The organism is Leptotrichia wadei (assembly GCF_007990545.2).
GTDB lineage: Bacteria > Fusobacteriota > Fusobacteriia > Fusobacteriales > Leptotrichiaceae > Leptotrichia > Leptotrichia wadei.
Window position 1 is genome coordinate 1,915,091 of the sequence record NZ_AP019829.2, and the last position, 13,916, is coordinate 1,929,006.

13 protein-coding genes are annotated in these 13,916 nt (G+C 28.3%); 3 read left to right on the forward strand and 10 right to left on the reverse strand.

Annotated elements, in window-relative coordinates:
• Positions 1–26: 26 nt before the first annotated feature.
• The 5 genes from FVE73_RS08765 to FVE73_RS08785 form a co-directional block, all read right to left on the reverse strand.
• Positions 27–593 (reverse strand): hypothetical protein, encoded by a 567-nt coding sequence (locus tag FVE73_RS08765; RefSeq protein WP_018499713.1) that lies wholly within the window; start codon positions 591–593, stop codon positions 27–29.
• 212 nt (positions 594–805) lie between these two features.
• Positions 806–1,504 carry a 23S rRNA (guanosine(2251)-2'-O)-methyltransferase RlmB gene (gene rlmB, locus FVE73_RS08770; RefSeq protein ID WP_018499714.1) on the reverse strand — a complete coding sequence of 233 codons (699 nt, stop codon included), beginning with the start codon at positions 1,502–1,504 and terminating at the stop codon, positions 806–808.
• 26 nt (positions 1,505–1,530) lie between these two features.
• Complete coding sequence (locus tag FVE73_RS08775) at positions 1,531–2,511, reverse strand: KpsF/GutQ family sugar-phosphate isomerase (protein WP_018499715.1); 981 nt, start codon at positions 2,509–2,511, stop codon at positions 1,531–1,533.
• Between the two features lie 41 nt (positions 2,512–2,552).
• Positions 2,553–3,677, reverse strand: a complete 1,125-nt coding sequence (locus tag FVE73_RS08780; RefSeq protein ID WP_018499716.1) for a mannose-1-phosphate guanylyltransferase — start codon at positions 3,675–3,677, stop codon at positions 2,553–2,555.
• Between the two features lie 197 nt (positions 3,678–3,874).
• Complete coding sequence (locus FVE73_RS08785; protein WP_146997861.1) at positions 3,875–4,972, reverse strand: RNA-guided endonuclease TnpB family protein; 1,098 nt, start codon at positions 4,970–4,972, stop codon at positions 3,875–3,877.
• A 337-nt stretch (positions 4,973–5,309) separates the two neighbouring features.
• Here FVE73_RS08785 and kdsA point away from each other — a divergent pair, with 337 nt between their 5' ends.
• From kdsA to lgt, 3 genes are all read left to right on the forward strand, one after another.
• A complete protein-coding gene (gene kdsA, locus FVE73_RS08790) occupies positions 5,310–6,146 on the forward strand; it encodes a 3-deoxy-8-phosphooctulonate synthase (protein ID WP_018498745.1) in 837 nt (278 codons plus the stop codon).
• Positions 6,147–6,182: 36 nt separating this feature from the next.
• Positions 6,183–7,271 (forward strand): pyridoxal-phosphate-dependent aminotransferase family protein, encoded by a 1,089-nt coding sequence (locus FVE73_RS08795; protein WP_018498746.1) that lies wholly within the window; start codon positions 6,183–6,185, stop codon positions 7,269–7,271.
• Between the two features lie 72 nt (positions 7,272–7,343).
• Entirely contained in the window at positions 7,344–8,243 is a 900-nt protein-coding gene (gene lgt / locus FVE73_RS08800) for a prolipoprotein diacylglyceryl transferase (RefSeq protein WP_018498747.1), read from the forward strand.
• Positions 8,244–8,442: 199 nt separating this feature from the next.
• On the opposite strand, the gene FVE73_RS08805 is transcribed toward lgt, so the two are convergent.
• From FVE73_RS08805 to FVE73_RS08825, 5 genes are all read right to left on the reverse strand, one after another.
• On the reverse strand, positions 8,443–9,000 hold the full coding sequence (locus tag FVE73_RS08805) for a helix-turn-helix domain-containing protein (RefSeq protein ID WP_018498748.1): 558 nt from the start codon (positions 8,998–9,000) through the stop codon (positions 8,443–8,445).
• 51 nt (positions 9,001–9,051) lie between these two features.
• Positions 9,052–9,729: a PAQR family membrane homeostasis protein TrhA gene (trhA, locus tag FVE73_RS08810; protein ID WP_018498749.1), complete on the reverse strand. Its 678-nt coding sequence runs from the start codon at positions 9,727–9,729 to the stop codon at positions 9,052–9,054.
• 637 nt (positions 9,730–10,366) lie between these two features.
• Positions 10,367–11,641 (reverse strand): NRAMP family divalent metal transporter, encoded by a 1,275-nt coding sequence (locus FVE73_RS08815; RefSeq protein WP_018498750.1) that lies wholly within the window; start codon positions 11,639–11,641, stop codon positions 10,367–10,369.
• A gap of 295 nt (positions 11,642–11,936) precedes the next feature.
• A complete protein-coding gene (locus FVE73_RS08820; protein WP_018498751.1) occupies positions 11,937–12,749 on the reverse strand; it encodes a Nif3-like dinuclear metal center hexameric protein in 813 nt (270 codons plus the stop codon).
• 140 nt (positions 12,750–12,889) lie between these two features.
• On the reverse strand, positions 12,890–13,840 hold the full coding sequence (locus FVE73_RS08825) for a sigma-70 family RNA polymerase sigma factor (protein ID WP_018498752.1): 951 nt from the start codon (positions 13,838–13,840) through the stop codon (positions 12,890–12,892).
• Positions 13,841–13,916 lie beyond the last annotated feature (76 nt).

Here is a 13,916-nt window from a genome sequence, read left to right on the forward strand (position 1 = left end):
CAATTTTACAATTAATCGGCTCTTTTTTATTCATCCCAAAATAATTCATCTATTTTATTTTTTATCTCCATTATTTTACTAATTTCCACTAAAATTTCCTTATTTTCTGGCAATATATCCTCATAAGGCAAACTTATCATTATATCATCCATTACTTTTTTATTCCCAAATTTTTCAAAAAATATATGAATATTTCCATCGTCAAATAAATATTCTCCAAAAAACCTATCTTCTTCATAATCAAATTTTATATTTTTATTATTTCTTTTAAGATATTTCCTTATTTTAGGAAGAACTGTCTTTATTTCATCTCCCACTTTTATACTTTCCCAATTATTCAAGTACAATTTTTCCATACAAAAAGTCAAAGACTGATTATCTGGTTTTTTGAGATTTTCAACAAAAAAATATAATGAATAGTATATTTTCAATCCTTTATATATCAAATCTATTGATATTGTTATTTTATCATCGCTCAATTTCATTTCTACTTCTTCAGGTACAGAAAAAATTTTCATTACCTCCTTTAAAGATATTTTTTCTATCCCATTGATTCCATAAGTATTATTTAAAATATACTTTTGCTTTTCCATTTAATTTCCCTCCCATAAAATATTTTTTTAGCCATTTGTAAAAGTCTAAAAATCCGTTAAATACTTTATTTTTTATGTTTGAGTTTTTGTTTCACTCCACTCACTAACAAGCAGCCTTGACCCTTATGACTATAAATACTACTGTTACTCAATCTTCATTACTTTTACAATCGCCTAAATATTTTTTATGAATAAGAAAATTCCAAATCTCACTATTTTGACATCTCCGATAATATTATTCCTCCAGCCACAGACACATTCAGCGAGTTTATTTGCCCCTTCAAATGTATTTTTACAATTTTGTCGCAATGCTCCTTCACTTTTTTTCTCATACCATTTCCTTCGCTTCCAAGCACAAGGCACGTTTTTTCTGGATAATTTTCTTCATAATAATAATTTTGCCCATCAGCTTCTGCACCGTAAACTGTATATCCGTATTTTTTTAATTTATCAATTGTATCAGAAATATTTGTAACTTTTACAATATCTACATGCTCAATCGCTCCTGTCGATGATTTTACAACGGTTTCTGTAACTTTTACGCTATTTCTGTCCTGAATAATAATTCCATCCACTCCAAAACATTCTGCACTTCTTATAATTGCCCCAAAATTTCTCGGATCTTGAATTTGATCCAGTACAACAACTATCGATTTTTCTTTTCTTAAAAGTTTTTCCAGAAACTCAGCAAAGTCAACATAATAGTCAAATTCTGAAACAAGTGCCACAACTCCTTGAGAATTTTCAGTCCGTCTATCAGTATAAAAAATCTTTATGTTTCTTTTGCTCGCCAAATTCAATATTTCTTTTATTGTTTCTTTCTTTATTTTTTTATAAACTTCCAGTTTCTCAATATTTTTATCTGATTTTAATACTTCTATTACTGGATTTATTCCTATTATTTTTTCCATTTTCTCTCTCTTTCTATTTTTTATTCTTATCTCAATCCTATTAAATCGTGAATTCTTATAAGCCCCACAATATTCCCATTTTCCACAACTGGCAGCACATTAATCTGGCTTTTTCTATTTTCCATCAGATGAAGTGCATCAAGAGCCATCGCATTCTTTTCAATCGTTACTGGAGCAGAAATCATAATATCAGAAGCCACATAATCAAAAAATTTGTCCTTATGCTTCAAGGCTCGCCGAATATCTCCTTCTGTTATAATTCCAAGCAACTTCCCATTTTCAAGACCTGTATCAGAAATACACACAGCTCCTAGTTTTTTCTTTGTAAGCACCATTAATACATTTTCAATTTTTTCATCTTTTTTCACAACTGGCAGTTCATCTCCAATATGCATTAAATCTGAAACATGTAGCAGCAAGCGCTTCCCAAGACTTCCACCCGGATGATATTTTGCAAAGTCATTTTCAGTAAAGTCTTTTAATTTCATAAGACAAGCAGCAAGAGCGTCTCCTGTTACAAGTGTCGCCGTAGTTGAACTCATCGGAGCTTGCCCTAGTGGACATGCCTCCTTTTCAACTCCAACATTAACCGTAAGTTCTGCATATTTTCCCAATGTAGAATTAGGATTTCCAGTAAATGCAACAATCTTTCCGCCAATTTTTCTTATCGGCGCTAAAATGCTCAATACTTCATCAGAATTTCCGCTATTTGAAATGGCAATTACTACATCTCCATTACTGACCATTCCCAAATCGCCGTGAAGCGCTTCTGCCGCATTTATAAATACTGCAGTTGTCCCAGTCGAAGCGAGTGTCGCCGCAATTTTTTTCCCAATTATTCCAGATTTTCCAATTCCTGTAATAATAACTTTGTTATTATTTTTTAATTCTAAAATCATCTGAACTAATTTTTGAAAAGTATCTCCCAATTTACTTTTCAATTTTTCAAGTTCTGCAATTTCAATATCAAATACATTTCTAGCTTCTTTTATAATATCTATTTCCATTTTTTATTTTTCTCCTTTTTTGAATATCTCTGCTTAATAGCTTAATTTTTTTTATTTAATTCAATTTTATTTAAGATTTTCTTTACTTCCTGACTTTTATCCTTATGACAAACAAGCAAGGCATCCTTTGTATTTACAATAACAATATTTTCCAGCCCAATTGTAGCGATAATCTTATCATTTTCCTTATTAATCACAATATTTCCTTCAGATTCAATCTGTTCAAAATGACTGGCCTGCACAACATTCCTATATTTGTCCCTTGGAAAAATATCTTCAAGCGACTTAAAATTCCCAACATCATTCCAGTCAATATCAACAGGAATTACACTCACAGATTTAGTATGCTCCATCACTCCAAAATCTATCGAGATTTTTTCAAATTTTTCAAACTCATCTTTTACAAAATTACTCAATGTCTCTCCAAAAACTTGATCTAAATCCACATTTTCAAGTATTTTTTCAATATTTTCCAAAATCACTTTATGCGTTTCCATGTGTTTTTTTATTTCGCTTAAAATAAATTCCGTTTTCCATACGAACATTCCGCTGTTCCAAAGATAATTCCCCTGCTCAATATATTTTTCAGCCAATTCCTTATTTGGCTTTTCTCTAAATTTTTTCACTTTATACGATTCAAATTTTTCTTTAATTCCATTCTTTTCACAATCATTTTTTTTATTTTTTCTATCAATATACTCAATATATCCATATCCAGTTTCAGCATAAGTCGGCTTAACCCCAAGCGTAACAATCTTATTCTTTTGAGCCTCACAAAATGCAAATTTCAGGCTTTCCAAAAATTCCTTTTCTTTTTTTATTAAATGATCTGATGGTAAAACTGCCATAATGCTATTTTTATAAATTTTCCTAATAATGCAGGCTGCATATCCTATACAAGCCGCCGTATCTCGTGCCATTGGTTCAAAAATTATATTTCTGTCAGCAATTTCAGGCAATTCTTTTTTTATTATATCAAAATATTTAATATTTGTGGAAATGAATATTTTTTCTACTGGAATGATTTCTTTTATTCTGTCGATAGTTTCCTTAATCATCGTCTTTTCCGACACCAGATCCAAAAATTGCTTCGGCTTGTCATTTGTAGATAATGGCCAAAATCTTGTTCCACTTCCTCCAGCCATAATTAAAGCTACTTTATCCATATTTTTTCTCCTGTTCTTCTAATTAATTTCATTTATCTCATGATAAGGGTTTGTAACCTCTTGCTAAATAGCATTTATCCTATGTGAACTACTCCCGCTTTTAGAAGCAGGAGCTTCTTGGGAAGTATCTGCTTTTGCTAGCCAAATATATTTACCAAGCTCTTCGGGTAGTTCCTACCCTGTCTTTTTTTATTTTCTTAATATTCCAACATCAATTTTCCAATGTTTTTTATATTCAGTGCCGCATTGTAATCTCTATCAATCTCAATTCCACAGCACTCACATTTATAACTTCTTTCTGATAATTTCAGTTCCTCTTTAACATTTCCACATCTACTACAAGTTTTCGATGACGGAAACCATTTATTTATCTTCAAAAATTGTTTCCCTAAAAACATCAGTTTATACTCAAGCATCCTCAAAAACATTCCCCATCCATTATCTCCTACACTTTTCCCAAAATTTAATGCCTGACTCATCCCTTTCATATTCAAATCCTCAACAACCACAGCATTATACGCTTCAGATAATTTTTTTGATAATTTATGTAAAAAATCTCTTCGACAATTTTTGATATACTCATACAATTTTGATATTTTTTCTTTTTGTTTATACCAATTTTTAGAAAATTTTACTTTTCTTGACAATGACTTTTGTAATTCTTTCAATTTTTTCTCCAACATCCTAAAATATCTTGGATAATCAGCCCTTTGGTTTTCAGAACTGACAAATAATTCAAACATTGAAAAATCAAGTCCTATTACTTTATCATTACTAGCTACCTTTTGTATTTCTTTTTCAAATTCTGTCAAAATAGAAACATAGTAATTTCCATTACTGTTTGTTAGTGTTACCGACTTTATCTTGTAATCTTCTGGTATTTCTCTATGATATTTCAATTTTATTCTTTTCAATTTTGGCAAAACCAAATATTTGTTTTCCTCAATTCGGATTGAATTATTCACACAATTTGTCGTGTAACTTTTAACATTATTCTTTTTAGATTTGAACTTTGGAAACTTCGCTCTCTTTTGAAAAAAATTCTTAAACGATCGTTTTACATTCAATTGAGCATTTGAAAGTGCTAGACTGTCTACTTCTTTTAAAAATTGATTTTCACTTTTCAAACTGGCAGGTGTAATTATTTTATTTTTTCCAGTTTCTTCATAAATTTTATTCGCAGTGTACAAAATTGTATTGTAAACAAAACGAACACATCCAAAAGTCTTGTTTATCAATAATTCTTGCTCTTTATTTGGATAAATCCTGTATTTGAATGCTAAATTATACTTCATAAAATTACACCTCCTTTTGATTTTGAATATTATTTTTAATTATTTCTTTAGAAATTTTATTATTTATAACTTCTCTTCAATATTTTATACAAAAATTGTATCATAGACATATCCTTTTTTCAATTTTTTTACAAAAAAAGCAATTCATCTCCCACTTGTAGAAGTCGGAGACTTCTTGCTATCTTTTTGTTAAATAAGTATAATTAATTTTTCCTTTAAAAGTATAACATAATTTATCTGTTTTATCAAAAGGAATTATTTAGAAAAAAATTAGCAAAAAAAGTAATATTGTGATAAAATAAATTATATGAAAAACTTTTTAGAAAGGATTCAGATTATGCTAATAGATAAAGTGAAAAAAGTTAAAATTACTGATGATATTACGATTGGTAATGACAAGATTTTCTTGATTGCAGGACCTTGCGTGATTGAATCGGAAGATCTGGTTATGGAAGTGGCTGGGAAAATGAAAGAAATTACGGATAAACTGGGCATTCAATATGTTTTTAAGGCTTCATTTGACAAGGCTAACCGTTCTTCAATTTCATCTTTTAGAGGACCTGGACTTGAAAAAGGGCTTGAAATTTTATCAAGAGTCAAGTCTAAATATGGCGTTGCTCTTGCGACTGATATTCACGAACCTTATCAATGTAAAGAAGCTGCAAAAGTAATTGACCTTTTACAAATTCCAGCTTTTTTATCACGGCAAACCGACTTGCTTGTTGCCGCAGCCAAAACAGGAAAAGCTGTAAATATAAAAAAAGGGCAGTTTTTAGCACCTTGGGATATGAAAAATGTTGTAAAAAAATTTCAGGAAGTTGGAAATGAGAATATAATGCTTTGTGAACGTGGAGCTTCTTTTGGATACAATAATCTTGTTGTAGATATGCGTGGACTTTTGGAAATGAGAAAATTTGGATATCCAGTTATATTTGATGCAACACATTCAGTACAAATTCCAGGAGGAAGAGGTGAAACTTCAGGTGGTAACCGTGATTATGTTTATCCACTTGCAAGAGCGGCTGTATCTGTGGGAGTAGATGGGATTTTTGCTGAAGTACATCCCGATCCCGATAAAGGTCTATCTGATGGACCAAATATGCTAAAATTAGATAATGTTGAAAAAATTTTAACAAAACTTTTGAAATATGATAAATTAACAAAAGAACTATAAAAAAATAAAAAATATAAATTTTAGGAGGAAAGATTTATGAGTTCAAAATTATTATTAACACCTGGGCCAACAAATATACCAGAAGAATATCTAGAAATTTTAGGAAATGACATTATTCATCACAGAACACCTGAATTTAGAAGAATTATGAAAGAAAACAATGAAAACTTGAAAAAAGTATTCAAGACAACACAAAATGATGTTGCTGTTCTAACTTCTTCTGGAACAGGTTCAATGGAAACTGCCATTGTAAACTTTTTCTCAAAGGGAGATAAAGTTTTAGCTGTAAATACTGGATATTTTGGTGACAGATTTAGAAAAATCGCAGAAATTTATGGCTTGAATGTAATTAATTTACAATATGAATTTGGAGAAAGCTATAAATTAGAAGATGTTAAAAAAGTTATTTCAGAAAATCCTGATTTAAAGGGAATTTTAGCTACTCATAGTGAAACTTCAGTTGGAATTTTAAATGACATAAAATCACTTGGAGATTTGACTAAAAACACTGAAATTTTATTAGTAGTTGACACAATTAGTGGACTTGTAGTAAATGAATTTAATTTTGATGAATGGCATGTTGACGTTGCAATAGCAGGAAGCCAAAAGGCATTTTTAATACCTCCAGGGTTAGCTTTTGTAGCAATTAGCGATAAGGCAAAAAAAGCGATGGAAACTTCTGATTTACCAAAATATTACTTTGATTTAAAACAATATATTAAATATTTTGAAGAAAAAGGAGAAACACCTTATACTCCAGCAATTGCATTAATTTTAGCATTAAATCAATCATTGAAAGATTTAATCAAAAATGGAATTGAAAATACAATAAAACAAAAACACGAGTTGAGAAAATATGTGGAAGAAAAAGCAGAAAAACTTGGATTTAAATTATTAGTTAAAAATGAAGAAAATAGAACAAATACATTAATTTCTGTTTACAGAGAAGGAATCGTAATAAAATCAATTATTGCCGCTCTTGAGGAAAAGGGTTATACTGTTACAGGCGGAAAAGGAAAATATGCTGAAAGCCTTATGAGAATTGGTATTTTGGGACAAATTTCAAAAGAACAAATTGATGACTTCTTTGTTATCTTTGAAGAAGAATTAAAAAAACAATTATAAAACTTAAAAAATAGGGGCTTGTTTTTAAAAAAATCAGAAGCCCTTATTACATAATATTGAAAAGGAGCGTAAATGAGACCATATTTATTTAAAATTGGAGGTTTTGAACTTAGAATTTACAGTTTGATGTATATTTTAGCTTTTCTTTTTGGAATGTTTATCGCACTTTCAGATGATGTTGCTGAAAAAAGAGGAGTTAATGATCGAAAAATTATTGAAGATTTTGCATTTACAACGATAGTATCAGGATTAATTGGAGCAAGGCTATATTATGTTATTTTTAAATTTGCCGATTATATTGGAAATCCTTTATCCATATTTTATATTTGGGAAGGCGGTCTTGCAATTCATGGCGGAATTATCGGAGCATTTATTGGTGCATGTTTTTATGCTAAAAAAAATAAAATGAATTTATGGGTGCTTACAGATATGGCTGTTGGACCTTTATTATTTGGACAATTTTTAGGAAGATTTGGAAACTTGGCAAATGGCGAAGTTCATGGAGTTCCTACATTTACTCCACTTAGCATAATTTTTTCAGGAAAATTCAATGAATGGTGGATAAAATACCAATCAATGAGCACTACTGCACAAGCTCAATTTAAGCAGCTTGTACCTTGGGGATTAGTTTTTCCGCTAAATACACCAGCTGGATCAGAATTTCCAAATTTGCCGTTACATCCTGCTATGCTTTACGAAGCATTTTTAAATTTAATTGGATTTACAATTCTCTGGTTTTATTTTAGAAAAAAAGAATATAATCCTGGAGTTTTATCAATGATTTATTTAATTATGTATGCGATTATAAGAACATTTGTAAGTACATTTAGAGCAGAAGATTTATTAATTTTTGGAATAAGACTCCCATATTTAATAAGTATAGTTATGATTATTGTTGCGATTATTGGAATAAAATTCTTTAGCAATCCAGAAAGAAAATTTGTGCCTGCTAAAAATGAAGAAAAACAATAACTTAATACTAAATAGACTAATACTGTTCTTTCTTAAAATAATGGATTTATTATAAATTCTGTTTAAAAAAAAATTTTAACTCCTTGTCAGAAAATAATAAAATACGTTTTTTATTTTAAAAATAGGAATTATTGTAAATAAAAACTGTCATTTTCATCTTATCAATGAATTTGACAGTCATTTCTTTTAATACTCAATACTATTTTTCTGTTTTAGAACGTCTTTTTCCACGATTATCTATCAATGCATCAACTCCGCCATTTTCATATTTTTTTACCCACGAATAAATTTGTTGGTATGAAATTCCAAATTTACGGATAGTTAAATTATAATCATGATTATTATTTTGACAGAATTGAACAGCTTCAACTTTAGCCTCAATAGTTTTTCTTATATGTTTCTTTAATAATGAGATTTTTCCATTTTCATCAATACTTCTTCTATAATCTCTAATCCAGTAATTTAGTACACTTACAGAGGCAATATCATATTTTTTACAAATTTCAAATAATGAACCTTCATTATTTAAATAACTTTTAACAGCTTTTTCTTTAGTTTCGCGAGAGTAATGTCTATTTTTATTTTCAACTTTTATACTTTCTTCACCTATTTCAAGATACTTTTTCTTCCATGTCATTAATGATGACTTTGCAACATTATATTCCTTTGATAATCCTTGAATAGTTCCCTTTCCTTCTAATATCTTTTTTACAAGTTCAATTTTTAGTTCGTTAGATACTTTCGATTTTCTTCCCATTAAATTACCCTTTCTAAAATAAAATATATTCTTTGTTTTTTATTTTTTTGCTTATATTAAATAATACACAGCTAAAAAGTGTGAAATACTACCTAGAATTACAAAAATATGCCATATCATGTGATTAAACTTGCAAATTTTCCACGAATAAAAAATTGTGCCAAGCGAATATAAAACTCCACCTAAAATCAAATAAATTAATGAAACTCTATTTATATTATTTATTAAATCCTTCCAGGCAAATACAATCATCCAACCCATTACTAAATAAAGCAATGTTGAAAATAATTTAAATTTACCAGTAAAAAATACTTTAAATACAATTCCCAAAATACAAACTACCCATTGAATTGTCAATATAATTTTATTCATTGGAGAATTAACAACTAAATATAAAAATGGAGTATAAGAAGCTGCTATCAAAATATAAATTGCCGAATGATCAAAAATTTCAAATATTGATTTGGCTGTTCCTGGTTTTAATCCATGATATATAGCTGACATTGTGTACAAAACTATTAATCCAAATCCAAATGCCATAAAAGACATTATCGTTCCAGCATCGCGTGTCCAGCTTGCACGTATTGTTAATATTAAAAAAGCTAATATTGCCAACCCTGCTCCTACAGTATGACTTACAAAATTAGCAATTTCTTCTCCATGTGAAAAATTTTCTGCCCGTTTATGTATTTCATGTAATGTATTATTTTTTTTATTTTTTTTTTTCATATTTTCCCCCTTCAAATACAAAAATATTTTTATACGATTTTTTAGTTATTTACAAAATATAATCGAATTTTTTTTTGATATTATTTTTTTATTAACTAAACTTAGAAATTAAGTAAAATAATTATAATTTTCAAATTCAATTTTTAAGTTATATTACAATAAAATAGCTTAATATAAAAAATCTGCATTATAATAATATCATATAAATTTTAATACCATATTTTTTATTATAAATTAATTACTGTTTTTTTTAGTGTATTAAAAATATTTTAATTTAAAAATAATGAATTAAAACAGAATCAGTACTCTTTTGAAATACTCATATCTCTTTAGTTTAGAAGTAAAATTAATTTTCATAATTTATTATAACAGATGTTTTAATTATATTCAACTAAAAATCTGATTATTATTGAGTTTTTTTTATATAATATATTTATGATCAATAAACTCAAAAAAGAGGCTAGTGCCCCTTTTAATACTAAACCCTATTTAAACAACAGATATAATATAAATCTTTTTAGTAGTTTAAACTTGATATTTATTTTCAAATAATTAAAATAATCTTTCACTTTTTAAATGGGGAATAGTATAAGTTTATAAAATATACCAGTATGTACTAAAAATATATTATTTTTATTTATTTTAAAATTCCTAATAAATAAACAAGGAAAAATATTGTAAATCCTGCTAAATATACAATTCCTGCAACTGACAAAAACCATAGCCAAACAGGTAATTTACTATTATCCTTAACAAGTGAAAAATTAAGGTAAGAATAAACAGGAGCTGAAACAAATGAAAATATCATTGCAAAATTCATCATCGCAGCTACATTTCCAGCAAAGAAAAATACTATAATCATTGCAAAAATCACAGTTACAATCATCCATATATTAAAATGTGCAGTTGTTACTTCCTTTTTTCTAAGAATTAAACGTAAACTTTCAGCATTAGCACGTGAATAACCATCCACAACTGTAATTGTCGTACCAAAAATACACATAAATGCGATAAATGCAATAAGAAGTCCTGACCAATTTCCAATTACACTTGAATACATTTTTATAAATTGAGCAATATAAGCTGCACTTGCTCCTTTAATCGCAGTTCCTGTACCATATTGAATCAATGCTCCAAGTGCCAAGAATACAAAGGCTAATACTGTTGTAACAAAATAACCTACGTTAAAGTCAAGCATTGCAATTTTACGAGGCACTTTCATTTCTTGCTGCTTTTCAACTGTCCACATTGAATTAATTGCTGAAATTTCAATTGGTGCAGGCATCCATCCCATTAATGATATGATAAATGGCAATGCCTTTAATTTCCATGGAGATGGAGCTACAAAATCTGGTGCCATTGGATGATGCTTAAATAATGCTATAATAACAGCAATAATTGTTGCTACTGTCAATGAAATAACAATAAATTTTGATGAACTGTCTAAAAGTTTATAACCTCCAAATATCATCATTGCAAGTGATCCCACAAGAACAATTGTAGTGAGCATATTAATCATTGAAGCCATTGCTGCAGGAGTAAGACTAGGTAAAATCGTCAGTTTTAAGATGTTTGCCAAAATTGCTGCTGTCAAAATACCTACTGCTGCAATGTTAATAATTGCTGAAAATATATTCATAATGAAAAATACCCATAAATAGATCTTTCCTTTTTCTTCATAACCTTCAATTAATGAATGCTTACGTTCCAGTGTATATTGAGTTCCAAAACGGAAAAATGGATATTTAAAAATATTTACTAAAATTACAATAACTGCTAACTGCCAGCCATATAATGCTCCTGCTTGTGTAGATGCTACAATATGAGAACCCCCAATAGCTGCCGAAGCCATAAGAATACCAGGACCAAAAGCCTTAAATTTACTATACCAACCTGCTTGAGTCTTTGCCATAAAAAATACCTTCCTTTTCTTTTATTTATTTCAAAAATTATAGTAAATTTCCCAAGATTTAAAGGTTATAACTAAACTCTAAATTTATATAATTTCTATTGAACAAATTAGTTCTAATTATAGAAGTCATAGACTTACTGTTAATTATGTTAAAATTTTATAAGTTTGAATATATTTTGATTACCAAATTTTTGAAATTATATAGTTATTATAGCACTTTGTCTTAAATATTCAAAATTTTTTTGCTTAATTTTAGTATATTTTTAGATTCCTTTTAATATTTTTAAAAAAAATTTTATCCTAACTTAAATACTTCATCTTCAAAATGCCGTATCATTTCTCCTTTAAAAAATTTTTCCATTTTTTCCATCATCAAATCCACAAATAGATATTCACTTTCAAAATGTCCAATGTCAACTAAAATACGTCCTTCCTCTAAAGCATCCAAAGCCTCATGATATCTCAAATCTCCAGTAAGAAATACATCTATCTTATTCGCCACTTCATACATAAACGAACTTCCGCCACCTGTAACAAGTCCAATTTTTCTAACATAGGAATTTTTATCCCCAACATATCTCACATAACCTATTCCAAGCGAGTCTTTTATTCTCTCTATTAAATCCCCAAGTTTCATTTTTTCATTTAATATTTTAATTCTAGCAAGTCCACCACAAACATGTTCCATTTTATTTTTTATTGGATTATAATCTTCAAATTCATGTTCATTAAAAATTATTTTTTCACCATCTAAATTCAATTTATCCATTATAAAATCATTCAATCCATTTATTGCAAAATCTGAATTTGTATGAATTGAATAAACCGCTATTTTATTCTCTATTAATTTTAAAATTTTTCTTCCATGCACAGTTTCATTCGTAATTTTCTTCAATCCTGAAAAAATAACTGGATGATGTGAGATTATCAAATCTACATTATTATCCAGAGCCTTCTGTACAGCCTTTTCCGTCACATCCAGACAAAATAAAATCTTGTTTATTTCTCTTGTGTTATCTCCCACAAGAAGCCCTACATTATCCCAGTCTTCTGCTATTTTAGGACTGAAAATTGTCTGCAGTTCTCCCATTATTTGCCATAATTTCATAATTTTTACCCTTTCATAGTTCTTCTATTTTGTAATTTTCCCATCTATTTAATTCTTATACTAAATATTCATAAAAATCTTATTTTTTATTTTTACAAAAGATATTTAACTTATCAAATTCTAATTTATGAACAAGACTATTAATTTACCGTATAATTTACCTCTTCGCTATTTTCCACAAAATCATTTCTCATCATATCAATGGAAAGTTTATTAAGTGCCTTTTCCTTTAAGATTTTCACATTATGTTTTGCAATGTTTAACGATTTTGCAATTTCCTTTTCTGTATAAACTTTGTCATCAAGCCCATAAGTCATAACTAAAATTTGTTCATCCAAATAATTTAATTTTTTTGGAATATTTTCTAAAATATACATCTGTGTGATTTTATCTGCTTTTTCAAATATCTGTGTATTTTCCATCAATTCTTCAGGCTCAACCTCGTCAAATAACATTTCCAGCTGTTCAATATATTCTGTTGTAACATTCATTTGTCTACTTATTTCTTCCATTGAAAGTCCCATACTTTTATCCACTTTTACTTTCAAATATAAAATATATGATAATTCTGAGGATTTAATATCCTTTAATAATTCCTTTTGATATTCCAAAATATATTTTACAGCAAAATTTTTTATAAAGAATTCAGGTTCTTTTGTAATTTTTGTAATTTGACTATAATAACTCAGTCCCGACATAATTCCGAGCGTAGCCTCCTGAACTGTATCTAAAAATGAAAATCCATATTTTGAATAAAGCAGGCTTTCCCTCACAGCAATTTTTAAATATTTATCAATCAATTCCTCTTTTTCCCTCTCATCATCACTCTTTTTCTCAAATTCTTCGTATTTTTCCTTTATATTTTCCAAATATGATTTTATCGTATCTTTTTCCGCAATAAAAACATTTTCATCCTCTAGCACAATAAAATCACTTCCATCAGTTGAATTTCTGACTTCGGGAATATTTTCCAAATGAACAAATTTTAGAAATTCAAAAAATTCATCATCGCTCATTGTATAATGCTCAATAATTTTTTCAAAACTAAAACTTCCCTTCTTCCTAATATCTTCAAAAATTTTTTTTAACATTTATTTCTCCTATTTTTTATTTATTTTAGACATAAAACTTTAATAATCATATTTTATACTAAATATATCTAAAAGG